The organism is Rhodoferax sp. WC2427 (genome assembly GCF_040822085.1).
Taxonomy (GTDB): Bacteria; Pseudomonadota; Gammaproteobacteria; order Burkholderiales; family Burkholderiaceae_C; genus Rhodoferax_B.
On sequence record NZ_CP162006.1, the window covers coordinates 736,145 to 762,864 of the forward strand.

Genomic DNA, 26,720 nt, shown 5'->3' on the forward strand with positions numbered 1-26,720 from the left:
GCTATTTTTTTTGATGTTAAAAACGATAGCGAGTCTTAACCGGGCATCTTGTACTCTGGCGCATGCGCCTGCAGCCACTGCTCCAGCATCATCAAAATCCACACCATTTCACCAAAATAGCCGGGGTGCTCCTGCAGCCGCTCGGTCAGCAGGCTGCGGATGAACTCGGGGCGCACGATGTTGCGGGTGGCCAGGCTGTTGAGGGAGTCGGTGGCGACTGCTCTGAGGCCATCGTGGCGGGTGGCCCACACGCCGAAGGGCAGGCCGAAGCCCTGTTTTTTCTTGGTCAGAATTTCGTCGGGCAGGAAGCCGCGCAGGGCTTCCTTGAAGAACCAGCGCAGCTTCAGGCCCTTGAGCTTGTACTCCAGCGGCAGCTTGAGCGAGAAGTCCAGCAGCGCTTCGTTCAGCATGGGAAAGCCCACGTTTAGACCGGCCAGCCGGGTGGTGCCGCAGACCTTGGGCAGGTCGCTTTCGGCCAGGGTGTAGCGCCAGTCGAAGGCCAGCATGCGGTTGAGCTGGCTGCCGGTGGTAGGCAGGTTCCAGATGCCGCGCTGCTGCTCGGCCGGGCCCTGGATGTTGACCTGGCTCAGGAATGCCGGGGTCAGCACATCGTTCACGCCCAGGCGCAGCAGCAGGTTGTACATCTGCAGGCGGTCGGGCAGCGGCACCTTGGCCTGTTCCACATAGCTGGAGGCTTTGCTGAGCAGAGAAATGCTGCTCTCGGCGGTTTGGGCCAGCACCGGCTCCATCAGGCCCTTGCGGATGCCGCTGGGCAGCATGTCGTACCAGCCGAACACGCGCTGCTTGGCGTAGCGGCTGTTGCCGCCAAAGAGTTCGTCGCCGCCGTCACCGGCCAAAATTTTGGTCACACCGTCGTCCTTGGCCTTGCGGGCGCAGTAGTACGAGGGCAGGGCGGACGAGTTGCCAAACGGCTGGTCGTAGGAGCGGGCCACGTCGGCAATGCTGGCCACCAGGTCGTCGGGGGTGACGTAGTACTCGTGGTGCTCGGTATTGAAGTGGCGCGAGGCCAGCCGGGCGTATTCCATCTCGTCGTAGCCCTCGGCATCGAAGCCGATGGAGTAGGTGGCAGCCTTCTGGCCCTGCTTGCCGCCGATCTCGCTGAGCATGCCCGCCACGGTGGAGCTGTCGGTGCCGCCGCTTAAAAAGCAGGCGGCGGTGCCGCCGTCGAGCTGGGCGCTGACGGCGCTGCGCACCAGGCCGCGGAACTCCTCGCGCAGGCTGTTGAACGAGGCGCTGCGCGGCTCGATGAAGGTGGGGACCCAGTAGGGTGCTACCGTCAGTTTGCCGTGCTCAAACAGCGCGTAGTGGCCTGGCGGCAGGCGGAACACGCCTTTGAAGATGGTGCGCGGCGAGGGGATGGCGTGGAAGTACAGGTAGTCGAAGATGGCCTGCGGGTCGATGTCGGCCCCATCGGCAAGTGCATCGGCGCGGCCCGCAAAGCGGATCTGCCCGTCCACCACCCGGTAGCACAGGCTGCGGATGGCAAAGCGGTCCACCGCCAAAAACGTGCGGCCCGAGGGCTCTTGCAGCCCCACCGCGAAGTCGCCCGTGGCCTGCAGCGCAGCGCTGCTGGCATCGGCGGCGCAGGCGGCTTGCCAGGCGGCCAGCGGGCCCTCGGAGCTTGCGAGCGCGGCCAGGCGGGCATCGGTGAAGCGGGGGCTGCCGAGAACCAGGGAGGGGGTGTGTGAGGACATAGTGGGGGCGTAAAAAGCAAAAATATCAGGGCTGGCGCGCCAGCAGGCGCTGCATCGCACCGGGATTATGCGGGGCAATGTCGAGCGCAATGCTCTTGGCGGTGTGACTATATTCACGCTGCGCTTGCAGGGTTTTGTCCAGGGCGATGGCTTTGCCCCGCAGCGGCGAGCCCGTCCGCAGCCGGTAGTCGCCGCCGGGTGCCAGGCTGCCGCGGTCGGTGGTGAAATTGTTGCGGAAGTCGCCCGGCGTGGTGGCCTGCAGCGGCGCGGTACCGACCAGCAGGTTGTTCACGGCCAGCACGGCATCGGCCCCGGGTTTGACCTTCAGCCAGACACCGCCCTGGGGCAGGTCGTCCACCAGGGTGTTGTAGGCCAGGCTGAGCTGGTTGACCGGCCAGGTGTAGCCCTCGGCCCCGAAGGAGATGAGCACCGGGTTTTCGGTCAACGGGCCCTGCTGGATGGTGTTGCCCACCACCACCGCCACGCCGCCGTTGGGAAACTCCAGCTCGTAGCTGGCGCTGCCGCCGTCGTCGGTGAGGCGGTTGTACAAGATGTTGCTTTGCGCGGCGCGGCTTTTCAGCAGGTGGCCGGTGCGGGCGTGGTGCAGGTAACTGCCGGTAACAGTGGCCCGGGCGATCTGGCCGATGTAGAGGTTGTGGTTGTGCCCGTCGGGGCGCATGTTGTAGGCGAATTCGCTGTTTTCCACCTCCAGCACGGCGTGGGGGTCGTTGCCGGTGAGCAGGCCCATTTCGTTGTGCGTGAAGCTGCAGTTGCGCACCACCAGCCAGCCGCTGTCGAAGCGGATACCCGCGCCATTGCGGCCCGCCACCTGCGCGCCTTCAAAGTCAAAGCCTTCCACGGTGAACTTCGGGCTGCGCACCACCCAGATGCCTTTGTCTTCTGCCGCCGCACCGTTGGCCAGCAGGCGTACCCGGCCGCCCACCGCACGCAGCGTCAGGTTGGGCTGGGTCCACACGGCCACGTCGCCCAGGTAGTCGCCCGCATCCACTTCGATCAAGGTGTCTGCGCCCGCCACACGGGCGGCAGCAGCTATTGTTTTGATAGTTCGCGAGGGACCGACCTGCAGCGTGGTGGGCGCACTCTGGGCCAGCGCCGCACTGCACAGCAGCAGCCACAGGGCTAAAAAACGGACGTAACGCCAAAGTTGGAAGGTTGTCATAGGTGCAGGGCATTCTGCCGGATGCCGTGTCACGCTTCTCCCCGTATGATCTCGCAGCAGAAATTAACCGAGGACTTACGCAGCCTCCCCTGTGTTGCCCTCTGGGCGCACAGGGGAGGCTGCGCAAGCCATGTAACCAAGGTCCCCGTGTGAAAACAGTTTTGATGATCGCCTACCACTTCCCGCCGCTGGCGGGCAGCAGTGGTATCCAACGGACCTTGCGTTTTGTGCAGCACCTGCCCGCGCTGGGCTGGAAGCCGGTGGTGCTGACCGCCGACCCGCGCGCCTACGAGCGCACCAGCCCCGATTTGATGCGCGACGTGCCCGAGGGCACCGTGGTGCGCCGCGCCTTCGCCCTCGACACCGCGCGGCACCTGAACATCCAGGGCCGCTACATGGGCTGGATGGCCCGGCCCGACCGCTGGATCAGCTGGCGGTTTGACGCGGTGCGCCAGGGCCTGCAACTCATCAAGCAATTCAAGCCCGACGCGATCTGGTCCACCTACCCGATTGCCACCGCCCACGTGATTGCCCAGCAGTTGCACCACAAGACCGGCCTGCCCTGGATTGCCGACTTCCGCGACCCGATGGCGCAAGACGGCTACCCCGCCGACCCCGTCACCTGGCGCAGCTACCAGCGTATCGAGCAAGAGGCGGTAGAGCAGGCCAGCCGCAGCGTCTTCACCACCCCCGGTGCCGCGCAGATGTACCGCGAGCGCTACCCCCAGGCCGCCAGCCGCATCACCGTGCTGGAAAACGGCTACGACGAGGAAAGCTTTGCCAACGCGCCCCGCGCCCCGGTGCGTGCGCTGACCGACGACCAGCCCGTGGTGCTGCTGCACAGCGGCATCGTCTACCCGTCCGAGCGCGACCCGACCCAGCTGTTCCAGGCCCTGCAGCGCCTGAAGGCCAGTGGAGCGTTGACCGCCCGGCAGCTGCAGATCCGCTTCCGCGCCTCGGCCCATGACGACATGCTGACCCAGTTGGCCACCCAGCACGGCGTGCAGGATTTCATCGAGCTTAGCCCCGCCGTGCCGTACCGCGAGGCGCTGGCCGAGATGCTGTCGGTGGATGCCTTGCTGGTCATGCAGGCCAGCAACTGCAACGCCCAGATTCCGGCCAAGATCTACGAGTACCTGCGCGCTGGCCGCCCCATCCTCGGCCTGACCGACCCGGTGGGCGACACCGCCGGTGTGCTGCGCGGTGCCGGGCTGGAGGCCATGGCGCGCATCGACTCGGCCGACGAGATTGCCGCCCTGCTGCCGCAGTTTGTGGCCGCCGTGCGGGCCCAGGCGGTGCGTTTGCCCGACCCCGCCGCCGTCAAGAACGCTTCGCGCCAGGGCCGGTCGCAGGCGTTTGCGGAGTTGCTGGCGGGTTTGTAAACACCAGCGCCGCCCGCAGCCCGCCCAGCGAGGGCGAGGTGTCCAGGCGCAGTGCCGCTCCGTGTGCCTGCGCAATCGTCTGGGCAATCGCCAAACCCAGCCCGCTGCCACCCGCCGTGGCCTCGGGGCTGCGGTAGAAGCGGTCAAATACCTTTTCCAGATCGGCGGGCGCAATGCCGGGGCCGGAGTCTTCCACGGTCAGCACGGGCGCGCCGTGGTCCGAGGCGATGGCCACATCCACCCGGCCGTGCGCGGGCGTGTATTTCAGCGCGTTGTCCAGCAGGTTGCGCAGCAGGATGCGCAGCGCGTCGGGGTGGCCCTGCACCACCACCGGGCCGCTGGGGGCAACACCCAGGTCGATGTGGCGCTCTTGCGCCTGCGGCAGCGCTTCTTCCACCGCCAGGCGCACCAGGTCGTGCAGGGGCACGGGCTCGGGCGGGGTGCCCGCGGCGGACTCCTGGCGGGCCAGCACCAGCAGCTGGTGCATCAGCCGCACCGCGCGGTCGATGCCCTGGTGCAGGCGGGCAATGGCGACACTGCGGCTGGTCGCATCGGGCGCGCGGTCCAGTGCCTGGGCCTGCAGTTTCAGGGCCGTGAGCGGTGAGCGCAGCTCGTGCGCGGCGTTGGCGACAAAAGATTTTTGGGCGGCGAAGGCGGTGTGCACGCGGCCAAACAGCAGGTTCAACTCGCGCACCAGGGGCAGCACTTCGTCGGGCAGGTCGGCTTCGGGCAGGGGCGACAGGTCATCGACCGCACGGGCGGCCACCTGCTGGCGGGTGCGCTCCAGCGGCTTCAGGGCGCTGCTGATGGCCCACCACAGCGCGACCATCAGCAGCGGGACCATGGTGGCCATGGGCAGCATGGCGCGCACTGCCAGGGCGCGGGCGCGGGCCTGGCGGGCACTCAGGTCCTGCGCAATCTGGATAGTCTGCGCCGGGGTCTGGATGGAGTAGACGCGGTAGCGCGTGCCGTTTTGTTCCACATCCGAAAAGCCCAGCACGGCCTGGGGTGGCAGGCGGTTGCGGTGCGACTGGAACAGCTGCACGCCGTTGGCGCTCCAGATCTGCACCTCGTAGTCGGCTTCATCGGGGGCCTGGGGCGCGCTTTGGCTCAGGGCCCCATTGCGCAGCGCAAAGGCCATTTGCTGCAGGTGGTAGTCGAACATTTCGTCGGCCTGCTGCAGCGCGCCGCGGTAGGCGGACGCCGCCTGGAACAGTGCAGCCACCACGATGGCGGTCATCACCGAGCCCAGCAGGCGGCGGCGTATCGAGTTCATGGGCGGGGCATCACATAGCCCAGGCCGCGCACGTTCTGGATCAGCTCGGCACCCAGCTTTTTGCGCAGGCCGTGGATGTAGACCTCGACGGCGTTGCTGCTCACGTCGTCTTTCCAACTGTAGAGTTTTTCTTCCAGCTGGGCCCGCGAGAACACCACGCCGGGGCGGGCCATCAGCGCCTCCAGCACGGCCCATTCGCGGCCGGACAGGGTGACGGGCTGGCCGTCGCGGGTGGCTTCGTGGGTGGCGGGGTTCAGGCGCAGGCCGTGCGCTTCCAGCACGGGGTCGGCGCGGCCTGCGCTGCGCCGGGTCAGGGCGCGGATGCGGGCCAGCAGCTCGTCGATGTCGTAGGGTTTGAGCACGTAGTCGTCGGCCCCGGCATCCAGCCCGGCAATGCGCTCGGCCACCGCGTCGCGGGCGGTGACCACCAGCACAGGGGTGCTGTCTTTGCGCTGGCGCAGGGCCTTGAGCACCTCCAGCCCGTCGCGCCGGGGCAGGCCCAGGTCGAGCAGCACCAGGTCGTAGGGGGCGCTGCGCAAGGCGGTGTCGGCCATCTCGCCGTCTTTCACCCAGTCCACGGCAAAGTGCTCGGCGCGCAGTACGTCGAGCACGGTTTCACCGATCATGGGGTCGTCTTCTACCAGTAACAAGCGCATGGGGGGAGTATGCCCATGCGGGGCTTAGGCGAAGCTTAATTACCGGGCAACCAGCACCGGCAGCGTGGATTCGGCCAGGATCTTGGTGGCGATGCTGCCCAGCACCATGCGGGCCACGCCAGTGCGGCCGTGGGAGCCGACGACGATCAGGTCGGCCTTTTCAGCCTGGCCGTAGCCCACGATGCCCGACACCACATCGCGCTCTTCCAGCACCACGGGGTTGAAGACGACCGGCGTGCCTTGCTGGCACAGCGCGGCGACCTTGGCATGCGCCGATTCGGCCTCTTCCTGCGCGGCCTGCTTGTAGTAGCTGAGCCCCAGGCTGCTGACTTCGCCCATGCCCATGCCCAGGTAAGGGTAGGGGTCGACCGCGTACAGCGCGGTCAGTCTGGCCCCCAGGCTGCGGGCCAAATCCACCGCCATGGCGGCTGCATGGTCAGACGCTGCCGACCCGTCGGTGGCTAACAAGATGTGTTTCAGCATGGGGAGCCTTTGCGCAAAGTGGGTTGAGGAAACCCCATTGTGCGACCGGTACCGCAAGGCGGCCCTTGATGTGCCTCAAGGGTCGGTGTGGTTTCTTGGATTTGAAAAAAAAGAGCCGTCTGTGCTTATTCCATAAGCATGGAAAGCTCCTTATTTGATAGCAATCGAGGTGCGGAGCCTGCTAGCCCAAACGTGCCTGGTACCGCGCAACTTGCGCGCTCCACCGCCGGCTTATTTCTTGGCCCGGCTCCGACGTGCTGGCTTGGCCTCTGCCGGTGTGTGTTTCTGGTTTTCCTGGTCCAGCCACAGCAGCGAATCCACATGCGACAGAAAACGCTGCAGGTAGTCGGGCGATAGCTGGCGCATCAGCGCCAGGGAGCGCAGCACCAGCATGTGGGGATTGAGCGGACCGGCGTTTTCGGGGCCGCGCACCATCGCCTGGTCCATGTGGTCGATGGCGGCGATTTTGGACCACACTTCGCGGAAACCGCGCACGCTTTTCAGCTCTGGCCGGGGCCCGTGGTGGTGGCCTTGCTGTGTGGTGTGGCGGATGTAGTGGTTCAGTTCCGCCAGGGCTCCAAGGCCGTTGTTCGGCACGGCTTGCGCACCGGGTGGGCGCGGGCCCCGCGCTTGCCCCATGCGCTGGCTGTAGTCGGCCAGTGCCGTGGCCAGCTTGGTCTGCAAAATGGGCTGCAGCGCACCCGTGGCTGCGCACGCGCGGCGCGACAGCACTTCCAGGTAATGGAAGCGGGCGGGGTCGAAGTGCTGGGCGTCGGCACTTCGTAGCGCTACCAGCGACGGCGGCGCGGTGTCCATACCGTCCATCCGACCCGCCTCGCTCATGGCTTGGCAGAGCGGGGCACCGGGGCCATTTCCACGCGCCGGTTCAGTGCGCGGCCCTCTTCGCTGGTGTTGGAGGCCACCGGCTGCTCGGCACCGAAGGCCGCAGAAAACACCTTGGACGACGGCATGCCCACGTCGATCAGCGCACGGGTCACCTTGAGGGCGCGCTGGGCCGATAGCTCCAGGTTGTCGGCAAATTGCTGGTTGCCACCAACGATGGGTTTGTCGTCGGTAAAGCCGCTGACCATCAGCATGTCGTCGCGCTCACCCAGGACCAGCTGCAAGGCCGGTACCAGGCTTTTCAGCAGTTGCTGCCCTTCAGGGCGCAACTGGTCGGAATTGACCGGGAACAGCACATTGCCGCTGATGCCGATGCGGCCATTGTTCAGCGTGACCCGGCCCGCCGCCAGCGGAATGGCCAGGGCTTTTTCCAGTGCCATGCGGCGCTGCTCTTCCGCCTGGCGCTTGCCTACTTCGGCCTGCAGGTTGGCCACCAGGTCCATCTGCACCACCAGCACGCCCACCAGGATGAGCACAAACGCGCCCAGCAGGCCCGCCATCAGGTCGCCAAAAACTGCCCATACCGGCGCGGCCTGCGCAATGCCGTCGTCGCCCATGCCATTGAGGTCGTCCAGGCCATCGGCGCCGGTCATGCCATGCTCTCTTTGGCCATTGCGGCGGGCTTGCTGCCGCGACTGCTGCCACGACTACGCAGGTCTTCCACCAGCCCCTGCTGTGAGCTGATGCTCAGGTCGATCACCTCGCGGGCCTGCGCCACGTAGTAGGCGAGTTGCTCGTCGCTGCGCGCCACCGACTGGCCGATGCTGCCCTCCATGCGGTGCAGGCTGTCCATCAGCTTCTCGTTGCTGGCGCTGAACAGCTGGACCCCGTGGCTGAAGGCTTCGCCCAGGCTGGCCAGCTCTACCGCGCTGCCTGCCACATGGGCGGCCACGTCCGCCGCCTGGCCCGCGTGGGTGCCCAGGGTGTTGGCAAACTGCTGGGCGGCCTGGTCCAGCACCGTGGCGGCCGAGGCCACCAGCGACTCGATCGCCGTCTGCTGCGCCCCCGAGGCCTGGTTCAGGTGCAGCAGCAGCGTGCTGATTTTTTCCAGCAGGCTGGAGCGTTCTTCAAAAGCCAGGTTGTCGCGCTCGCTGAGGCGGGTCATTTCCTGGCGCAGCTGGGTGATCACGCCCGCGGCCGCTTGCGGCACTTCGGCGGCGGTTTGCATCAGCCGGGTCATGGGGGCTTCCAACGCCGTGCCCAGCGTGGCGAGATGGCTGGCCAGTGCGGTCTGCAGTGCGTCCAGGCGCTCTACGGCGGCCACGCCACGGCTGGCTTCTTCGGCCCGCAGCGCACCGAGTTCGCTGCGCCACAAGGCCGCCAGTTGGTCCATGCGCTCGCCTTGCTGCGCGGCCCAGCGGGCTTCCGTCTCGGTGCGCGACTGCACTAGGACTTCGGAGCGGGCCAGCACCCCGGCCACCCCCATCAGCGTCTGGCCGACCTGCTGGCTGGCACGGTCGGTGATGTCGCTGGCGGTCTGTGCCAGCGACAGGCTGGCGGAGCGCTGGTCGGCCAGGGTTTGGGCACCCACGCGCTGCCATTCGCCCTGCAGTTGGGTGGCCATGGCTTCCAATGCCTGCGTCCAGCCCTGCAGCCGTTGCTGGTCGGCTGCCACCTGCTGGCTTTGCGATGCGGCGGCGGCCTCGTGCACGGTGGCCAGCAGCGTTGCGGAGCGCTGTTCAAACGTGGTGCTAAAGCTCTCCAACGCCTGGCCCAACTGGGCGACCTGGGCTTCGCTGCCGCGCGCATGCTGCTGCAGCGCCGTGGCCCAGCCATCGCCCACGCTGCGCGCGGTGGTGCCGAGCTCAAAGGTCAGGCCGCTGATTTGCGCCTGGGTGGCGTCCAGCACGCGCTGGTGCACACGGTTGGATTCCTGCGCGATCTCTGCCATGGCGGCCTGCACCACCGGCCGCAGGCTCTCGCCCGCCGCTTTGGCCCCGGCCACCAGGCTGTCTTGCAGCGAGGTGCCCACGGACTGGGCCAGTTGGGTGTAGACCCCGCTGACATCGCGGTGGAACTGGTCCTGTTGGCTCAGCAACTGCGTGCTTAAGCGTTCTTGCTGCTCTTGCAGCTGGGTGTTGAGTTGCGCGCTGCGGCGTTCCAGCCCGTCCACCATGGCCTGCAGGCGGTCTACCACTTCGGGCAAAGCCTGGGCCTGGGTCTGCATCGCCTTGAAGGCTTCCTGGCGCTGGTGGGCCAGCGATAACGGGCGGAAAACCGTGGCCGCCAAGCTGTCGAGCTGGCGCACCACGGCCAGCCGCTCGCGCCGCCCCAGGGTCGACAACAGGCCCAGCATGGCCGAGGTGGCCACCCCGGCCACCGAGGTGCCAAACGACAGCCCCAGCCCCTTGATGGGTGCCGCCAGCGCCGTACGGATGGCTTGCAGGTCGGTAGAGCCTTCGAGGGCAAAAACCGCCCCCTTGAAGGTCACCACCATGCCCAGAAAGGTGCCCAGCATGCCCAGCATCACCAGCAGTCCCACCAGGTAGGGCGTGAGCGCCAGGCCGGGCAGGGCGGCCCGTTCACCCTCGATGCGCAGGCGCACCGGGTGGCGCAGGGCCGCAGGCACACGTTCCAGCCAGGCGGCCACACCCGGCGCTGTCGGTTCCGCCACATGGGCCAGCGCAGCCGCCAACGCCGTGGTGGTTACCCGGTAGCGCTGGACTTCCCACGCCCCCAGCACATACACCGCGGCAATCGCCACGGTCATGGCCAGGGCCAGCCAGCTCACGCCGACAAAACCCATCCCCACCCAGGCCACGGTCGCCAGACCGATGGCGAAGGCCATTGCAAAAACAATTCTGTTCATTGGTACTTCTTCATTAACCTTGTTGTTCAGCGTTGCTGAATGCGTCTATCAGTCCCCACACCGGCTCCAGCCGCACGTCCAGTTCGGCCCGCAAAACCGCTTGCAGCTCCTTGCCGAAGCCATGCAGCCAGCCGCCCGGTTGCCGCCACAGGGATGCGTCTTGGGCCGGGGGCTGCGTATGCAGCTTGCGCAATTGCTCGAAGCGCCGCTGCAGCCGCACCGGCACGGTCGCCATCAGTTTTTGCGCGTGGCCCTCCAGCAGTTGCTCCCACACTGCGTCCAAAGTTGCCAGCTGCCGCAGCGCGGGGGACGCCTGGGCCAGGGTCTGGCGTACCTGGTGGCGCAAGGGGCCGACCACCAGCTTCATGCTGCGTTGCTGGTCGAGGTAATGCTGGCGGTACGGGGCAAAGTCCACTTCAGCGTCCGGGGGCGGCTCGGGTTGGTTCAGCGGATGGCGGCCACGCCGGGCTCCGGTATCCGCCGCCTCGGGCTTCTCGATGGCGCGCACCAGCGTTTGTTGCACCTGGCGGCACTGCGCCTGCAAGGTGGCAATCTGGTCTGGCGACACGCACTTGGCATCGGTCTCTGCCACCGTGCCCACTGCCTGGTGCGCCGCATGCAGTGTGACCGACTCGAACACGCCCACCCACTGGCTGAGTTTTTGCGCAAAGTCCTGGCGTGGTACGTCCCCCGCGCCCGCGACCGCAGCCTCGGGGTTATCGAGGTCACCAAGCCAGCGGACGAGTGGGGAACTGCTGAAATTCCTGTGCAGAGACATTTATACGGTAATTTAGGCCGCCAGCGCTTATTGAATAAGCGTGAGCAGCTATCAATTACGTAGTGATACTTATGCGGCCAGGCGCGCCCGGTGCCGCGCAATCTGCGCCCGTACCTGCGCCCAGGCGGTGCCGCCCAGGATATTGCGGGCGTTCAGCGAGCCGCGCAGGCTCAAGCACTCGTACACATCTTGCTCGATCTTGGCGTTGAAGCCTTGCAGCACGTCCAATGGCAGCTCGGACAGGTCCACGCCCTTGGCAATCGCTGCCTTGACGGCGTGGGCCACCACCTCGTGCGCGTCGCGGAAGGGCAGGCCTTTCTTGACCATGTAGTCGGCCAGGTCGGTGGCGGTGGCGTAGCCGCGCAGGGCGGCGCGCTCCATGGCTTCGGGCTTGACGGTGATGCCGCCCACCATTTCGGCAAAGATGCGCAGCGTGTCTTTGAGCGTGTCCACGGTGTCGAACAGCGGCTCCTTGTCTTCCTGGTTGTCCTTGTTGTAGGCCAGGGGTTGGCCCTTCATCAGGGTGATCAGGCCCATCAGGTGGCCGACCACGCGGCCGGTTTTCCCGCGCGCCAGCTCGGGCACATCGGGGTTTTTCTTCTGCGGCATGATGCTGGAGCCGGTGCAAAAGCGGTCGGCAATGTCGATGAAGCCAAAGCTCTGGCTCATCCACAGCACCAGCTCCTCCGACAGGCGGCTGATGTGCACCATGGCAATGCTGGCGGCGGCGGTGAATTCGATGGCGAAGTCGCGGTCGCTCACCGCATCCAGGCTGTTCTGGCACACGCCCTCCATGCCTAAGGTTGTGGCCACGCGCTCGCGGTCCAGCGGGTAGCTGGTGCCGGCCAGGGCGGCGCTGCCCAGCGGCAGGCGGTTCACACGTTTGCGCACGTCTTGCATGCGCTCGGCATCGCGGGCGAACATTTCCACATAGGCCAGCATGTGGTGGCCAAAGCTCACCGGCTGGGCCACCTGCAGGTGGGTGAAGCCGGGCATCACCACTTCCACGTTTTTCTCGGCAATGGCCACCAGGGCCAGTTGCAGGTCGGTCAACAGGCCGTTGATCAGGTCCATCTCGCCGCGCAGCCACAGGCGCACGTCGGTGGCCACCTGGTCGTTGCGGCTGCGGCCGGTGTGCAGGCGCTTGCCCGCATCGCCCACCAGCTGGGTCAGGCGGGCTTCGATGTTCAGGTGCACGTCTTCCAGGTCCAGCTTCCACTCGAAGTTGCCGGACTCGATGTCGCCGCTGATCTGCGCCAGGCCGCGCTGGATGTCGGCATGGTCTTGCGCGGCAATGATGCCCTGCGCGGCCAGCATCTCGGCGTGGGCCAGGCTGCCCGCAATGTCGGCCTGCCACAGGCGCTTGTCAAAAAACACGCTGGAGGTGTAGCGCTTGACCAGATCGCTCATGGGCTCGGAGAACAGCGCCGACCAGGCTTCGGATTTTTTGTCGAGTTGGTTGTGGGAAGACATGGAGGATTACCAGATGGGAAGAGGTGGCGTACCGGCGGGGATGAACTTCCCCAATAATCGGGCCGATATGCAAGAGTCGCAAATTTTATCGGGCTTCCAGCCGCTGGCCGACGTGCCGCCTCCGCCGCCCCGTACGGCGCTGGTGTTCGACGCCTGCCAGGCGGGCGTGATTCTGCGCGCGGTGCTGTTTGTAGAGGTGGCCGTGGCGGTGGCGGCCTTGTTTGGGGCGCAAAACGCCTGGGACTGGCTGGCCCGGCTGGCGCTATGGACCGGCGGCGCACTGCCCGCGGTGCTGGTGTGGCTGCTGGCCGCGTGCAGCCTGAAGCGCCCGCTGGCGCGCCTGCCGCAGCTGGCGCAAAACCTGGCTGGCGTGGTGCTGGGCGCGCTGGCCGGGCTGTACGGCTGCGGCATGCTGGCCTTGATCGGTTTGCTCGACCCCGTGCCCTGGCTGGCCAGTGCGGCGGCCGGGGCCTGGCTGTCGGCGCTGGTGGTGGCGGGCTTGGTGCTGCGCGCCCGCGCCCGCACCCCGGCGGCCACCACGGCGCGGCTGGGCGAGCTGCAGGCCCGTATCCGCCCGCATTTCCTATTCAACACCCTCAACAGCGCCATCGCCCTGGTGCGCGCCGAACCCGCCAAGGCCGAGGCCCTGCTGGAAGACCTGAGCGACCTGTTCCGCCACGCGCTGGTGGACCAGGGCGAAGCGGTCACGCTGGCGCAAGAGACCACGCTGGCCGAGCGCTACCTGTCCATCGAGCAGGTGCGCTTTGGTGACCGCCTGCGCATCCACTGGGCGCTGGACCCGCGCGCCGCTGGGGCCCAGCTGCCGCCCTTGCTGCTGCAGCCGCTGGTAGAGAACGCGGTGAAGCACGGCGTGGAGCCCAGCGCCACCGGGGCCGACGTGCACATTTCCACTGAGTGCCGGGGTAGCACGGTGGTGATCAAAATCTCCAACACCGTCCCTGGCGGCCAGGGCGTGCCCGGCCACGGCCTGGCGCTCAACAATGTGCGCGACCGCCTGGGCCTGCTGCACGACGTGCAAAGCCAGTTCCGGGTGACTTTCAAGGACGGCGTCTACCTCGTGCGTATCGAGATTCCCCTATGAAGACCTTGCGCGTGCTGGTGGTGGACGACGAGGCGCTGGCCCGCGCCCGCCTGCGCACCCTGCTGGGCGACTGCACCGCGCCCGCTGCTGAAGTGGCGGGGGAGGCGGCCAACGCCGAGCAGGCCCTGGCGCTGTTGCAGACCCAGAGCGTGGATGTCGTGTTGCTCGACATCCACATGCCCGGCATGGACGGCGTGCACCTGGCCCAAGAGCTGCGCAGCCAGACCCAGCCGCCCGCCGTGGTGTTCGTCACCGCCCACGCCGGGTACGCGCTGCAGGCCTTCGAGGTGGAGGCGGTGGACTACCTGACCAAACCCGTGCGCCTGGAGCGTTTGCAACAGGCACTACAAAAAATAGAGCGCCTTACGCCCATGAATAGGGCGGTAGAGCCCGATTTGGCCGATGAATTTTTGCTGATCCACGACCGGGGCCGCACCGAGCGGCTGCCGCTGGCCAGCGTGCTGTACCTGAAGGCCGAGCTGAAATACATCACCGTGCGCACCGCCACCAGGCACTTCGTCCTGGACGGCGCGCTGGGCGAACTGGAGCAGCGCCATGCCAGCGTGTTCATCCGCATCCACCGCAACGCGCTGGTGTCCCGGCGGGCCCTGCGGTCGCTGGAAAAACACTTTGACCCCGAGGAGGGCGAAGGCTGGGCGGTGCGCCTGCAAAGCCTGGACGAGCCGCTGGCGGTGTCGCGGCGGCAACTGGCGGCGGTGCGGGAGGCAATGGGGGGGTAATATGCTTAATTGGGAGTATTGTGCCTTTATGCTTAATCAGGCATGTTTTGCGTAAATGCTGAATAACGCATAAAATGCAGCATGGCTTACGCAATCCAAACCCCTCCGCAGCTATCGACCCATCTGCGGGCGCTTCGACGTGCCAAAGGTTTGAGTCAGTCGGATCTCGGTGCCAAACTCGGTCTGAGCCAGGCCCGTGTGGCCCGCATCGAAGGAGACCCGCTTTCCATCAGCGTTGAGCAGTTGCTGCGGGTATTTGCTGCTCTGGGCGTGCGCATGGGCTTGGAGGAACTGCCGTCAACCGCTGGCGATACCACGGTGCCGAGCGCACCTTTTGTCAGCGAACCGCTTGCCAAGCCTCCCATCGCCAGCCAAGACGGTGACTGGTAATGGCTGCACTCCATCTGTGGATGAACGGCCGCTATGTCGGCGTGTGGTCTACCTCGCGCAACGGGGTGCAGACCTTCCAGTACGACGGCCTTTGGACCCGCGCCGTATGGGGGCGGGCCCTGTCCTTGTCGCTGCCGTTTACCGAGGGCAATGGCGAACACCGGGGCGCAACGGTGGCCCATTATTTCGAGAACCTGCTGCCCGACAGTCTGGACATCCGCAAGCGCCTGGTGTCACGCTTCAAAACCAAGTCCACCCAGGCTTTTGACCTGCTGGCCGCCATTGGCCGCGACTGCGTAGGGGCGGTGCAAATCCTGCCCGAGGGTGTGCAGCCCCAGGACTGGAACCGGGTGGAGTGCGAGCCGCTCACCGAGTCCGATGTCGAACGCATCTTGCGTACCGCTACCACCGATGCCCCTCTGGGCCAGCACCAGGACGATGGCGACTTTCGCATCTCCATCGCCGGGGCGCAGGAGAAAACTGCCTTGCTGCGGTTTGGAGGAGCGTGGCAGCGCCCACTGGGTGCCACGCCCACCACCCACATCTTGAAATTGCCTCTGGGCCTGGTGGGCAATATGCGGGCCGACATGCGCGATTCGGTCGAAAACGAATGGCTGTGCGCGCAGATCGTGGCGGCGCTGGGCTTGCGCGTGGCCACTACCGAGATGGCCCGGTTTGGCACCCAAAAAGCCTTGGTGGTTGAGCGCTTTGACCGGCGCTGGCAAAACCTGGAGGCCGGGCAACAGAACCGCCCTGGCTTCACCCCACCCCAAGGAGCCTGGATTGCCCGGCTGCCCCAGGAGGACCTGTGCCAGGCCACCGGCACATCGCCCTTGAAGAAGTACGAATCCGACGGTGGCCCCTCGATGCGCAACTGCCTGGACGTGCTGGCGGGCAGCGCGCAGGCCGCAGACGACTGCGCCCATTTCGCCCTGACCCAGCTTGCCTTCTGGCTGCTGGCCGCCACCGACGGGCATGCCAAGAACTATTCGTTGTGGCACCGGCGCGGCGGCACATTTGGCCTGACCCCGCTGTACGACGTGCTGTCGGCCTGGCCCATCCTCGGCGAGGGGCCCAATTGGGTGTCCGAGCACAAAGCCACGCTGGCGATGGCGCTGCGGGCTAAAACCAAGCACTACAAGCTGGGTGAAATCCGCGTGCGGCATTGGCAAGCCCTGGCGCAAAGCTGTGGCGCGCCGAAGGTGTGGCAGCAGATGCAAGGCATGGTGTGGCGTGTGGATGCGGCCCTGGTGCAGGTGCAAGCCCAGTTGCCCCCAGACTTTCCAATGCGCGTGTGGGACGCGGTGCAGTCCGGTGTGCGCAAGCACGCCACCCAGTTTTTGCGCGAAGCCGACACCGTAGCGCGGTAAGCTCCCACCCATGATGCACCTTGCCCGCCTCCACCACGCCGCCATCATCTGCTCGGACTACGCCCGGTCCAAGGATTTCTACACCCGCATCCTGGGGCTACGGGTCATCGCCGAAAATTTGCGGGTCGAGCGGCAGTCGTACAAGCTGGATCTGGCGCTGGCCGATGGCGCGCAGATCGAGCTGTTTTCGTTCCCCGCGCCGCCGCCGCGCCCGTCCCGGCCCGAGTCCTGCGGGCTGCGGCACCTGGCTTTTGCGGTGGCCGATCTGGATGCCAACATTGCCAGCCTGCTGGCCGATGGCGTCGTGGTCGAGCCCGTGCGGGTGGACGAATTTACGGGCCGCCGCTTCACCTTTTTTGCCGACCCCGACGGCCTCCCCTTAGAACTTTACGAATTGAATTGAACCCGTGACCCCCATGAAGACTGTCTGGATCGTCGATGCCGCCTACCTGTACAACTTTGGCCGCTCGCGTCCCAACAGCTTTGACTACCTGAAGCTGAAGAATGAGCTGGTCCGGGCCAATGGCGGCCCGATTTACGAGAGCTACTACCTCAACTCCACCGGCGACCCCAATGCCGAGGCGCAAAACGCCTTCCACACCTGGATCAAGTCGGCGCCGCCCAAGGGCCCGCAGATGCGCGTGCAACTCTACAAGCTCAAGGAGCAGCACAACCAGTGCCCGTCGTGCGGCACGCGGTTTGACCGCACGGTGCAAAAAGGCGTGGACGTGGCGATTGCCACCCTGATGATCAAGCTGGCCGCGCAGGGCATTTACGACCGGGTCATCTTGTCGGCGGGCGATGGCGACTTTGAAGACGCCATCTCCTACCTCAAGTCCGACCTGCGCAAAGAGGTCTGGATCAACGGCGCGCAGGCCACCTTGTCGGCCGATTTGCAGTGCTACGCCGACCGCGTGCTCTGGCTGGACGACATGGGTAGCAGCATCGACAAATAGCGTTTGCTACTATTTCAGTAGCTGCTTGCGCTGATGGAATAAGCGCAAGCGCCTGATTTCATTCGTGGGTGTCTTTGATCGACTTGAACCGGTTGCGCAGTTCGTGGCGCAGGTTCTTGCGCAAAATGGCCTGCTCAAAACGGCGCTTTTCATCCGGCGTGGCGGGCAGCAAGGGCGGCACGGGCGCGGGTTTGCGGTCGTCGCCCACGGCCACCATGGTGAAAAAGCAGCTGTTCACATGGCGCACGCTGTGGGTGCGGATGTCTTCGGCCACCACCTTGATGCCGACCTCCATCGACGAGGTTCCTGCATGGTTGATGCTGGCCAGAAAGGTCACCAGCTCTCCAACGTGGATGGGCTGCAAGAACATCACCTGGTCCACGCTCAGCGTGACCACGTAGCGCCCGGCGTAGCGGCTGGCACACGCATAGGCCACCTGGTCGAGCAGGCGCAGCACTGCGCCGCCGTGCACGTTGCCCGAGAAATTGGCCATGTCGGGGGTCATCAAGACCGTCATGCTGAGTTGGTGCAGGGGGAAGTCCATGGGGGGCTTTCTGAATAAATTTGGGCGCTATGTTAGCGGGCGCGCAGGCCCAGCCGGCGCGCCAACCGCACCAGATTGGCCCGGTGCAGGCCCAGTTCGCGGGCGACCGAAGCCCAGTTGCCGTCCAGGCGCTGCAGGCTGGCGGCGATGCGCTGGCGCTGGTGGTCGTCCACCGAGGTGCGCAAATCGACCGGGGCTGCCGCGTCTGCGGGCAGGCTGGCCCGTTGCAATTCTGGTGCCAGGTCCTGGCCCAGACCCAGGTGCGCCGCCGTCACGCTGACGATGCGCGCCCGGGGGGCGGCACCCTGCTGGGCTTTGAGCGCGCTGCGGGCAATCAGGTGCTCCAGCTCGCGCACATTGCCGGGCCAGGGGTGGGCCAGCAGGGCCGCCTGGGCATCGGCATCCAGGCGCAGGCTGCCCAGGCCCAGGCGCGAGCGGTTCAGCTCCAGAAAATGCCCGGCCAGCAGCAGCGCGTCGTGCCCGCGCTCGCGCAGCGGCGGCACCGGTAGCGGGTAGACGCTGAGGCGGTGGTAGAAGTCGGCCCGGTAGCGGCCCGCGCGCACCTCCTGCGCCAGGTCGCGGTTGGTGGCGGCAATCACCCGCACGTCCACCCGGTGCTCGCGGTCCGAGCCCAGGCGCTGCAACTGCCCGCCCTGCAACACCCGCAGCAGCTTGGCCTGCACCGCCAGCGACAGCTCGCCCACCTCGTCCAGAAACAAGGTGCCACCATCGGCCAGCTCGAACTTGCCACGCCGGTCGGCCACCGCACCCGAGAACGCGCCGCGCACGTGGCCAAACAGTTCGCTTTCCACCAGCGACTCGGGCAGGGCCGCGCAGTTCAGGCTGATCAACGGGCGGGCCGCACGCGGCGAGGCGGCATGCAGCGCCTGGGCCACCAGCTCTTTGCCCACGCCGGTTTCGCCGGTGACCAGCACCGTCAGGTCGCTGTTGCCCACGGTGGCAATGTCGGCCAGCAGGCGCTGGTGGGCCGGGCTTTGGCCGATCAGCATGGGGGTGGGGTGGTCCAGTGCCAGGGCGCGGTAGCTTTCGGCCCGCAGGTGCTCGGTTTGCGCGGTGTGGGCCAGCCCGGCAATGCGCTGCACCACGCTGACGGTAGCGGCGGCCAGGCTGGCAAAGGCCTGCAGGTCGCCCAGGTCGACGGTGCTGAAACGCTCTTTGTCCAACGCATCCAGCGTCAGCACGCCCCAGGGGGTGTCGCCCAGCAGCACCGGGCAGCCCATGCAGTCGTGCACCTCCAGTTGGACACCGGGGATGAGCCCGTCATACGGGTCGGGCAGGGGGCTGTCGGGCGGAAACCGCAGCGGGCCGGGGGCTTGCAGCAGAGCCTGCAGGCGCGGGTGCTCGACCACCTGGAAGCGCCGCCCCAGGGTGTCGTGGCTCAGGCCGTTGACCGCCAGCGGCACCAGCGTAGCCCCGTCCAGTCGTAACAGCGCTGCCGCGTCGCAGGGCAAAAGCGCGCGCACGGCCTCCAGCAGGCGGCGGTAGCGCTCGCCGTCGGGCAGCTCCCGGGCCAGGTCGTCCACCAGGGGGACAATGGTTTGCAGCAGGGATTTGGTAGTCATTTTGATATGGTTATGGATCATTATGACTGTGTCAATTGGATGCTGCAACCGCGTAAGTCCTTGATCTGTATCAACCGCCAGCCGGGCATGGATCTTGATAAACCGGTTGCAGCAGTGCGCCGCCCTGCATTCCATTGAGAGCCCACCCATGCTGACCCCCGAACAACGTGCCATCGTCAAGTCCACCGTGCCCCTGCTGGAAAGCGGCGGCGAAGCGCTGACCACGCATTTCTACAAAATTTTGCTGGCCGAGCACCCCGAGGTGCGCCCGTTCTTCAACCAGGCCCACCAGGCCAATGGCGACCAGCCGCGCGCCCTGGCCAACGGCGTGTTGATGTACGCCCGCCACATCGACCGGCTGGAGCAGCTGGGCGGCTTGGTGTCCACCATCATCAACAAACACGTCTCCTTGCAAATTGAGCCCGGCCACTACCCGGCGGTGGGAGCCTGCCTGCTGCGCGCCATCCGCGAAGTGCTGGGGGCCGAGATTGCCACCGATGCCGTTATCAAAGCGTGGGGCGCGGCCTACGGCCAGCTGGCCGACATCCTGATCGGTGCCGAAGAAAAAATCTACGCCGACACCGCCGCCGCCCCCGGTGGCTGGCGCGGTACGCGGGCTTTCCGTGTGGTCCGCAAAGAGGCCGAGAGCAGCGAAATCACCTCGTTCACCCTGCAGCCGCAAGACGGTGGCGCGCTGGTGGACTTCGCGCCCGGCCAGTTCATTGGCCTGCGCCTGGTGGTGGACGGCAATGAGATCCGCCGCAACTACTCGCTGAGCGCCGCACCCAACGGCACGGACTACCGCATCAGCGTCAAGCGCGAGCCCGGCGGCGTGGCGTCCAACTACCTGCACGACAGCGTGCAGGTGGGCGATCTGCTGGATCTGGCCCCGCCCGCAGGCGACTTTGTGCTGGCCACGGGCGAGCGCCCGGTGGTGCTGATCAGCGGTGGGGTCGGCATCACGCCCACGCTGGCCCTGCTGGACCAGGCTTTGCAAGGCACGCGCCCGGTGCATTTCATCCACTGCGCGCGCAACCGCCATGTGCACGCCTTCCGTGCCGCCATCGATGCACGGGCGGCACGCCACCCGCAGCTCCAGCGCTTTTATGTGTACGACGAGCATATGGGCGCCGACCACGCACCGGACGCCGTAGGCCACCTCAGCACCGCCGACCTGGCCCGTTGGCTGCCCATGTCCAAGGACGTGGATGCCTACTTCCTGGGCCCCAAGCCCTTCATGCGCCACGTGAAGAAGCAATTGCGCGAGCTGGGCGTGCCCGAAGCGCAAACCCGCTACGAGTTTTTTGGCCCGGCCAGCGCGTTGGACTGAGTTTTTGCAAAAATGAAACAAATGGCCCCACCTGGGGCCCGCCATAAGCGCAATATCGGTGATTACGTATAGGCGGTGAAAAGCTGCACCGTAAAATTTCCGCATGCGCACCCCTACACCCAACCCTTCGGCCCACCGCATCGTCATCGTTGGAGGCGGGGCTGCTGGTCTGGTACTGGCCACCGGCCTGGGTAATTCGCTAGGCCGCAAGGGCTTGGTAGACATCACCCTGATCGACAAGGCCCGCACCCACATCTGGAAACCCAAGCTGCACGAGATCGCTGCGGGCAGCATGGATGTGGGCCGCCACGAGCTCAACTACCTGGCGCAGGCGCACTGGCACCATTTCCACTACCGGGTGGGCGAAATGAATGGCCTGGACCGGACCAACAAGCTGGTCCACGTGGCCCCGTTCGTCGACGAAGACGGGGTGGTGGTCACCGCCCAGCGCAGCTTTCCCTACGACACCCTGGTGATGGCCGTTGGCAGCCGCAGCAACGACTTCGGCACCCCCGGTGTCGACCAGCACGCCCTGAAGCTGGAGACCCTGGCCGATGCCGAGCGATTCCACCGCCGCATGCTCGACGCCTGCGTGCGCGCCAACGCCCAGGAAACCCCGCTGCTGCCTGCGCAGCTGCAGGTGGCGGTGATCGGGGCCGGGGCCACCGGCGTGGAACTGGTGGCGCAGCTGCACCGCACCACCCGCGAAGTGGTGGCCTTCGGGCTGGACCGCATCAACCCCGAGCGCGACATCAAGCTCAACCTGATCGAAGCCGCCGACCGCATCCTGCCCGCGCTGTCGCCGCGCCTGTCCACCGGAGCCCACAACCTGCTCAACAGCCTGGGCATCAAGGTGCACACCTCGGCCCGCGTGTCGGGCGTGGGGGCCGACAACGTGCAACTGGCCAGCGGCGAGGTCATCCCGGCCGAGCTGGTGGTGTGGGCGGCGGGCATCAAGGCACCAGGCTTCCTGAAGGACATCGACGGCCTGGAAACCAACCGCATCAACCAGCTGGCGGTGCAGCAAAACCTGCTCACCACGCGCGACGACAGCATCTTTGCCCTGGGCGACTGCTCCGCCTGCCCCTGGCCCGAGAAAGGCGGCTTTGTGCCGCCGCGCGCCCAGGCCGCCAACCAGCAGGCATCGCACCTGGTCAAGCAGATCAAGCGCCGCCTGGCGGGCAAACCGCTGGAGCCGTACCGCTACCGCGACTTCGGCTCGCTGGTGTCGCTGGGCGACTACAGCGCGGTTGGCAGTCTCATGGGCGGGATCATGGAAGGCAGCCTGTTCATCGACGGGCTGGTGGCGCGGGTGATGTACACCTCGCTCTACAAAATGCACGAACTCGCCCTGCACGGCATGACCAAAGTCACGCTGGAAACCCTCACCCGCGCTATCACCCGGCGCACCGAATCGCACGTCAAGCTGCATTGAATGTGGCGTCCCCGGCGGGCGCGGGCGTGTTTAGATGTAGCATCCGGTTACTTTTTGGCCGCTTCTGGCCAGGGGTTCCCGTGATGCAACCAGAGACACACCATGAAATTCAATGACATACGGGTATCCCACAAGCTGTGGGGCACGATTCTGGGTTTGCTGTTGGCAATGCTGCTGGTCACGGTGTGGACCCAGTTGCAGACCCGCGAGGTCAACGAGACCGCCGACCGACAGGTGGCGCATTACGAGAATGCCATCACCTCCGCCACCGGCTGGCGCGGCATGGTCGAGATGGCGGTCAGCATGAACATCTACAGCGTGCTCACCACCGACGAGGCGCAAAGCAAGGTCTTCGAAGCCCGCGCCGCCGAGCTCACCGCCAAGATCAACCCGATCCAGGAGCGCATGAACAAGGCCGCCTTGGCACCGTCGGACAAGGCCGCACTGGACCGCATTACCAGCACCCGCGCCGATATCCGCGGCCTGAGCGACAAGGTCAAGCAGCTGAAGGAAGCACGCGATGCCGAGGCCAGCCAGGCCTTCATCGACAAAGACTACAAACCCCGCGCCGCGGTGTACCTGGAGGCGATGGACACCTTCATCGCCCAGCAGATCCAGCAGCGCGATGCCGCCAAGCTGGCCGCGCAAGAGGCCGGTAAAAACGTGGCCCTGGTGGCCGTGGCCTGCGTGGCGGTGGTGTTTGCACTGGGCGTGCTGCTGGCGCAATGGCTGGTGCGCTCCATCACGCTGCCGCTGGCGCGGGCCATGGCCGTGACCGATGCCATCGCCGCGGGGGACCTGTTGCAGGAGGTGCAAGACCCACGCAAAGACGAGTTCGGCCACTTGCTGCGCTCGCTGGGTGGCATGGTCACCAAGCTGCGTGGCCTGGTGGCCGAGGTGCGCACCGGCGTGGATGCGGTGTCTACCGCCTCCCACGAGATCGCCACCGGCAACCACGACCTGTCGGAGCGTACCGAGCAAACCGCCTCCAACCTGCAGCAGGCCGCCGCCAGCATGGAGCAGCTGACCAGCACCGTGGCCCAGGCCGCAGACACTGCCCGCCAGGCCAACCAGCTGGCCACCACGGCCGCCCAGGCCGCTACCCGTGGCGGCGAAGCGGTGGCGCAGGTGATCGGCACCATGCAGCACATCAGCACCTCGTCCAAGCGCATTGCCGACATCATCGGCACCATCGACGGCATCGCCTTCCAGACCAATATCCTGGCCCTGAACGCCGCGGTGGAAGCCGCCCGCGCCGGGGAACAGGGCCGGGGTTTTGCCGTGGTGGCCAGCGAAGTGCGCAGCCTGGCGCAGCGCAGCGCCGAAGCTGCCAAAGAGATCAAGACGCTGATCGGCGCGTCGGTGCAAACCGTCGAGGCGGGCACCCAGCAGGTCAGCCGGGCGGGTGAAACCATGGGCGAAATCGTCAGCAGCGTGGGCCGCGTGAGCGACCTGATCGGTGAGATCAGTGCCGCGTCGACCGAGCAGCGCGACGGCATTGCCCAGGTCAACCAGGCGGTGAACCAACTGGACCAGATGACCCAGCAAAACGCCGCCCTGGTGGAGCAGTCTGCCGCCGCAGCGTCCGGCCTGCGCGACCAGTCCCAGCGGCTGGCCGAAGTGGTGTCGGTGTTCAACGTGGGCGGCCACACCGCCAAGCTGACGGCGCCGGTGCCACGCGCCATGGCCGCGCCCATGCGCCCGGCCATTGCGGCCCGGCCAGCCGTGGCCAAAGCCTTGCCCGGGAAATCCTCTAGACCCGCTCAACCCGCCATCCAGCACACGGCGAAAGCTCTGGCCCGCACCCCGGTGCCCGCCAAGCCCGCCCCGGCCCTGCGCCGCCCGGTGGCCATTACCGCCAAACCGGCGCCCGCCCGGCCTGCGCTGGCGCGGCCTGCGGCAGCCAAGGGCGGCGAGGGTGACTGGGAAAGCTTCTAAATCCTTTTGCTATTTATTTAGTAGCTGCTTACGCTCTATCCATCAGCGTAAAAGGCCTAAATGGCTTAAATGGCCAACAAGCCTGTTTCAGCCCTTGCCCAGCGGGGTTTTTGAAAACAAGCCCGAGGCACTGCTCTCTGCCGCCAGTTCTTCGGTGGCCGCCAGCAGCGCGGGGGCCAGGGCCTGGATGCGCGCGGCGGTCAGCCGCTGCCGTGGCCCGGCGATGCTGATGACGGCCATGGCCGGGCGGCCCCGGCGCTGCACCGGCGCGGCCACCGCCGCCATGCCGGGGGCAAACACCTCATCGATCATCGCGTAGCCGCGCACCCGGGCGGCATGCAAAAAGCCCAACAGCGCCTTCACCGTGGTGGGGGCTTTGGGCCCGTATTCCCTGGGCGAGCCAAAACCCTGCTTCGACACCAGGGCCACCGCGCGTTCGTCGCTCAAGGTCAGCATCCAGGCGTGGCCGGACGAGGTGCAGGACAGGCGTGCGTCCATGCCCATGTCGGGGTCGTAGCGGAAGCCCTTGCGCCCGCCCTCGGCCTTGGCCACCCAGGTCAGGCGGTCTTCGTCCACGATGGACAGGCGGGCCAGCTCGCCCGAGGCCTCGGCCAGGCGCTCGATCAGTGGCTGGGCAATGTCCACGATGCCCGAGCCGCTCAGAAACCCCAGGCCCAGCGCCGCCACCTTGGTGGTCAGCACATAGTCGCCCTGGGCATGCAGCTGCTTCACGTAGCCGCGCGCCACCAGCGCCAGCAGCACCCGGTGGCAACTGCTCTTGGGCATGTTGGCCGAGTCGGCAATCAGTGCCAGGGGCAGGCCTTCGGGGTGGCCGGCCAGGTGTTCCAGCAGGTCCAGTCCCCGGTCGAGTGCAGCGGTCATAGGTGGGCCGGGTGTAGCAAATTCCATATTGTAGAAAGAGATTCCGGTTTAGAACGGGGTGTTTCTACTGGTTCCAAGATGCGGTCTGGCGCGGCCCATTCCAGGGGCCGCCCGCCCACATTGCCCTTTGGAAGGAAACCCCGTATGGCCCACCCCCTGTTTGTTCTCAATGGCTCCAACCTCAACATGCTCGGCAAGCGCGAGCCGCATCTGTACGGCACCACTACCCTGGCCGAGGTCCAAAGCCGCACCGAAGCCCTGGCCGCCCAGTTGGGCCTGGACTGCGACTTTCGCCAGACCAACCACGAGGGCGTGCTGGTGGACTGGATCCAGGAGGCGTACGAGAAAGATGCCGCCGTGGTCATCAACCCGGCCGGTTTTTCCTTCCACTCCATCCCGGTGCTGGACGCACTCAAGCTGCTGCGCAAGCCGCTGATCGAGGTGCACATCTCCAACATCCACCAGCGCACGGCGCAGTACCAGCATTCGCTGGTGTCGCTGGTGGCGCAGGGCGTGATCTGCGGGCTGGGCGTGGGCGGCTACCTGCTGGCCGTGCGCGCCGTGGCCGACGCGCTGGCGACCGACCCGCTGTAAATCGTTATTCCTATTTGAATCCGGAGACACAAACCATGAAAACCATCCACCACGCCCTCACCGCCCTGCTGGTCAGCGCCGCCTGCGCCGCAGCCGCCCAGACCGGCCCTGTCAAGTTCGCGGGCATCATGGAGCTGTCGGGCAGCGGTGCCACGCCGGGCACCAATTTCAACAACGGCGTGAAGCTGGCGGTGAAAGAAATCAACGCCAGTGGCGGCATCCTCGGGCGGCAGATCGACTACCAGCCCGCCGACTCGCAAACCAACCCCGCCGTGGCCAAGGCCCTGGCGCAAAAGGCGATTGACGGCAATGCCTACGTGGTGCTGGGGCCGGTGCATTCCGGCTCCATGCTGGTGACGATGTCGGAGACCCAGCGCGCCAATGTGACCAACTTCACCGGCGGCGAGGCGGCGGGCATCACCCAGCAGGGCAACCCGTATGTGTTCCGCTCGTCGTTCACGCAGCTGATCTCCATGCCCAAGGTGGCGCGCTACATCAAGGATTCGGTGAAGGCCGGCAGCGTGGCGGTCATGTACACCAACAACGACTACGGCAAAGGCGGCCACGATGCCATGCTGAAGGCACTGGAAGCCCAGGGCATCAAGGTCGCCGCAGACGTGCCCACCGACCCGCAGCAGATCGACTTTTCGGCCGCTGTGCTCAAGGTCAAGCAGTCGGGTGCGGACGCGCTGTTTTTGTACACGCTGGAGGAAGAATCCGCCCGGGCGCTGCGCGAACTGCGCAAGCAGGGCTATGCCAAGCCCATCATTGGCGAGACCACCGCCGTGAGCCAGAAGACCATCGAGCTGGCGGGCGAGTCGGCCAACGGCATGCTGGGCCACGTGGGCCTGACGGTGGACGCGCCCGAGCCGCGCATCAAGGCCTTTGATGCCCGCTTCCAGAGCGAATACAAGTACAAGAGCGAGCACAACGGCATGAAGGGCTACATCAGCGTCTACGTGGTCAAGGCCATGACCGAAAAGCTCGGCAAGTTCGACTCCAAGCTGCTGGCCGAGTCGCTGCACGGTGCCAAGATCTTTGCCGCGCAAAACCCCGGCGTGCTGATGGACCTGGCCTTCGACAAAAACGGCGACCTGGACCGCGAAAGCTTTCTGATCCGCGTCGAGCAGGGCAAGCAGCAGGTGGTGCAGATCCTGCCCGCCATGTCCGCCAAATAGCCGGGAAACAGCGGCGAAAGGGG

The 26,720-nt window shown here is 66.3% G+C and carries 25 protein-coding genes; 12 read left to right on the forward strand and 13 right to left on the reverse strand.

Annotated elements, in window-relative coordinates; genetic code table 11:
- Positions 1–35: 35 nt before the first annotated feature.
- Entirely contained in the window at positions 36–1,715 is a 1,680-nt protein-coding gene (locus tag AB3G31_RS03510; protein ID WP_367848835.1) for an asparagine synthetase B, read from the reverse strand.
- A 25-nt stretch (positions 1,716–1,740) separates the two neighbouring features.
- A complete protein-coding gene (locus AB3G31_RS03515; RefSeq protein ID WP_367848836.1) occupies positions 1,741–2,895 on the reverse strand; it encodes a hypothetical protein in 1,155 nt (384 codons plus the stop codon).
- A 149-nt stretch (positions 2,896–3,044) separates the two neighbouring features.
- Between AB3G31_RS03515 and AB3G31_RS03520 the strand changes: the two genes are divergently transcribed.
- Positions 3,045–4,277, forward strand: coding sequence for a glycosyltransferase (locus AB3G31_RS03520; protein WP_367848837.1), 1,233 nt, complete (start codon positions 3,045–3,047; stop codon positions 4,275–4,277).
- On the opposite strand, the gene AB3G31_RS03525 is transcribed toward AB3G31_RS03520, so the two are convergent.
- From AB3G31_RS03525 to argH, 8 genes are all read right to left on the reverse strand, one after another.
- A complete protein-coding gene (locus AB3G31_RS03525) occupies positions 4,216–5,553 on the reverse strand; it encodes an ATP-binding protein (RefSeq protein ID WP_367848838.1) in 1,338 nt (445 codons plus the stop codon). The genes AB3G31_RS03520 and AB3G31_RS03525 overlap by 62 nt on opposite strands.
- Positions 5,550–6,209, reverse strand: coding sequence for a response regulator (locus AB3G31_RS03530; protein WP_367848839.1), 660 nt, complete (start codon positions 6,207–6,209; stop codon positions 5,550–5,552). The genes AB3G31_RS03525 and AB3G31_RS03530 overlap by 4 nt, the downstream gene beginning before the upstream one ends.
- Before the next feature lie 39 nt (positions 6,210–6,248).
- Positions 6,249–6,692, reverse strand: coding sequence for a universal stress protein (locus AB3G31_RS03535; RefSeq protein WP_367848840.1), 444 nt, complete (start codon positions 6,690–6,692; stop codon positions 6,249–6,251).
- 231 nt (positions 6,693–6,923) lie between these two features.
- Entirely contained in the window at positions 6,924–7,535 is a 612-nt protein-coding gene (locus AB3G31_RS03540) for a DUF2894 domain-containing protein (RefSeq protein ID WP_367848841.1), read from the reverse strand.
- Entirely contained in the window at positions 7,532–8,188 is a 657-nt protein-coding gene (locus AB3G31_RS03545; protein ID WP_367848842.1) for an OmpA family protein, read from the reverse strand. Before AB3G31_RS03545 ends, AB3G31_RS03540 begins: the two co-directional genes overlap by 4 nt.
- Positions 8,185–10,404: a DUF802 domain-containing protein gene (locus AB3G31_RS03550; protein WP_367848843.1), complete on the reverse strand. Its 2,220-nt coding sequence runs from the start codon at positions 10,402–10,404 to the stop codon at positions 8,185–8,187. Before AB3G31_RS03550 ends, AB3G31_RS03545 begins: the two co-directional genes overlap by 4 nt.
- 13 nt (positions 10,405–10,417) lie before the next feature.
- Entirely contained in the window at positions 10,418–11,182 is a 765-nt protein-coding gene (locus tag AB3G31_RS03555; RefSeq protein WP_367848844.1) for a DUF3348 domain-containing protein, read from the reverse strand.
- Positions 11,183–11,251: 69 nt separating this feature from the next.
- The gene (argH, locus tag AB3G31_RS03560) at positions 11,252–12,655 is read right to left on the reverse strand and encodes an argininosuccinate lyase (protein WP_367848845.1); all 1,404 of its coding nucleotides are present in this window, start codon (positions 12,653–12,655) and stop codon (positions 11,252–11,254) included.
- Between the two features lie 67 nt (positions 12,656–12,722).
- On the opposite strand from argH, the gene AB3G31_RS03565 reads away from it, so the two are divergent.
- The 6 genes from AB3G31_RS03565 to AB3G31_RS03590 all read left to right on the forward strand — a co-directional run bounded on the left by AB3G31_RS03565 (position 12,723) and on the right by AB3G31_RS03590 (position 17,213).
- Positions 12,723–13,757, forward strand: a complete 1,035-nt coding sequence (locus tag AB3G31_RS03565; protein ID WP_367850282.1) for a histidine kinase — start codon at positions 12,723–12,725, stop codon at positions 13,755–13,757.
- A complete protein-coding gene (locus tag AB3G31_RS03570) occupies positions 13,754–14,497 on the forward strand; it encodes a LytR/AlgR family response regulator transcription factor (RefSeq protein ID WP_367848846.1) in 744 nt (247 codons plus the stop codon). The genes AB3G31_RS03565 and AB3G31_RS03570 overlap by 4 nt, the downstream gene beginning before the upstream one ends.
- Before the next feature lie 81 nt (positions 14,498–14,578).
- On the forward strand, positions 14,579–14,887 hold the full coding sequence (locus AB3G31_RS03575) for a helix-turn-helix domain-containing protein (RefSeq protein WP_367848847.1): 309 nt from the start codon (positions 14,579–14,581) through the stop codon (positions 14,885–14,887).
- A complete protein-coding gene (locus AB3G31_RS03580) occupies positions 14,887–16,257 on the forward strand; it encodes a type II toxin-antitoxin system HipA family toxin (protein WP_367848848.1) in 1,371 nt (456 codons plus the stop codon). The genes AB3G31_RS03575 and AB3G31_RS03580 overlap by 1 nt, the downstream gene beginning before the upstream one ends.
- 13 nt (positions 16,258–16,270) lie before the next feature.
- On the forward strand, positions 16,271–16,660 hold the full coding sequence (locus AB3G31_RS03585) for a VOC family protein (RefSeq protein ID WP_367850283.1): 390 nt from the start codon (positions 16,271–16,273) through the stop codon (positions 16,658–16,660).
- 13 nt (positions 16,661–16,673) lie between these two features.
- Positions 16,674–17,213, forward strand: a complete 540-nt coding sequence (locus AB3G31_RS03590; RefSeq protein ID WP_367848849.1) for an NYN domain-containing protein — start codon at positions 16,674–16,676, stop codon at positions 17,211–17,213.
- A gap of 58 nt (positions 17,214–17,271) precedes the next feature.
- Here the strand turns inward: AB3G31_RS03590 and AB3G31_RS03595 are convergent, their stop codons facing one another.
- Together AB3G31_RS03595 and norR are read right to left on the reverse strand one after the other, a co-directional pair.
- Positions 17,272–17,757 (reverse strand): acyl-CoA thioesterase, encoded by a 486-nt coding sequence (locus AB3G31_RS03595; RefSeq protein WP_367848850.1) that lies wholly within the window; start codon positions 17,755–17,757, stop codon positions 17,272–17,274.
- Between the two features lie 32 nt (positions 17,758–17,789).
- Positions 17,790–19,340 carry a nitric oxide reductase transcriptional regulator NorR gene (gene norR / locus AB3G31_RS03600; protein WP_367848851.1) on the reverse strand — a complete coding sequence of 517 codons (1,551 nt, stop codon included), beginning with the start codon at positions 19,338–19,340 and terminating at the stop codon, positions 17,790–17,792.
- Positions 19,341–19,488: 148 nt separating this feature from the next.
- Here norR and hmpA point away from each other — a divergent pair, with 148 nt between their 5' ends.
- The 3 genes from hmpA to AB3G31_RS03615 all read left to right on the forward strand — a co-directional run bounded on the left by hmpA (position 19,489) and on the right by AB3G31_RS03615 (position 24,043).
- On the forward strand, positions 19,489–20,670 hold the full coding sequence (hmpA, locus tag AB3G31_RS03605; RefSeq protein ID WP_367848852.1) for an NO-inducible flavohemoprotein: 1,182 nt from the start codon (positions 19,489–19,491) through the stop codon (positions 20,668–20,670).
- A gap of 103 nt (positions 20,671–20,773) precedes the next feature.
- Entirely contained in the window at positions 20,774–22,105 is a 1,332-nt protein-coding gene (locus AB3G31_RS03610; RefSeq protein ID WP_367848853.1) for an NAD(P)/FAD-dependent oxidoreductase, read from the forward strand.
- Between the two features lie 102 nt (positions 22,106–22,207).
- Entirely contained in the window at positions 22,208–24,043 is a 1,836-nt protein-coding gene (locus tag AB3G31_RS03615) for a methyl-accepting chemotaxis protein (protein WP_367848854.1), read from the forward strand.
- Positions 24,044–24,130: 87 nt separating this feature from the next.
- Here the strand turns inward: AB3G31_RS03615 and AB3G31_RS03620 are convergent, their stop codons facing one another.
- On the reverse strand, positions 24,131–24,925 hold the full coding sequence (locus AB3G31_RS03620) for an IclR family transcriptional regulator (protein ID WP_367848855.1): 795 nt from the start codon (positions 24,923–24,925) through the stop codon (positions 24,131–24,133).
- Between the two features lie 144 nt (positions 24,926–25,069).
- Here AB3G31_RS03620 and AB3G31_RS03625 point away from each other — a divergent pair, with 144 nt between their 5' ends.
- Both AB3G31_RS03625 and AB3G31_RS03630 read left to right on the forward strand, forming a co-directional pair.
- On the forward strand, positions 25,070–25,519 hold the full coding sequence (locus AB3G31_RS03625) for a type II 3-dehydroquinate dehydratase (RefSeq protein WP_367848856.1): 450 nt from the start codon (positions 25,070–25,072) through the stop codon (positions 25,517–25,519).
- A gap of 35 nt (positions 25,520–25,554) precedes the next feature.
- A complete protein-coding gene (locus AB3G31_RS03630; protein ID WP_367848857.1) occupies positions 25,555–26,697 on the forward strand; it encodes an ABC transporter substrate-binding protein in 1,143 nt (380 codons plus the stop codon).
- The last annotated feature ends 23 nt before the right edge of the window (positions 26,698–26,720 follow it).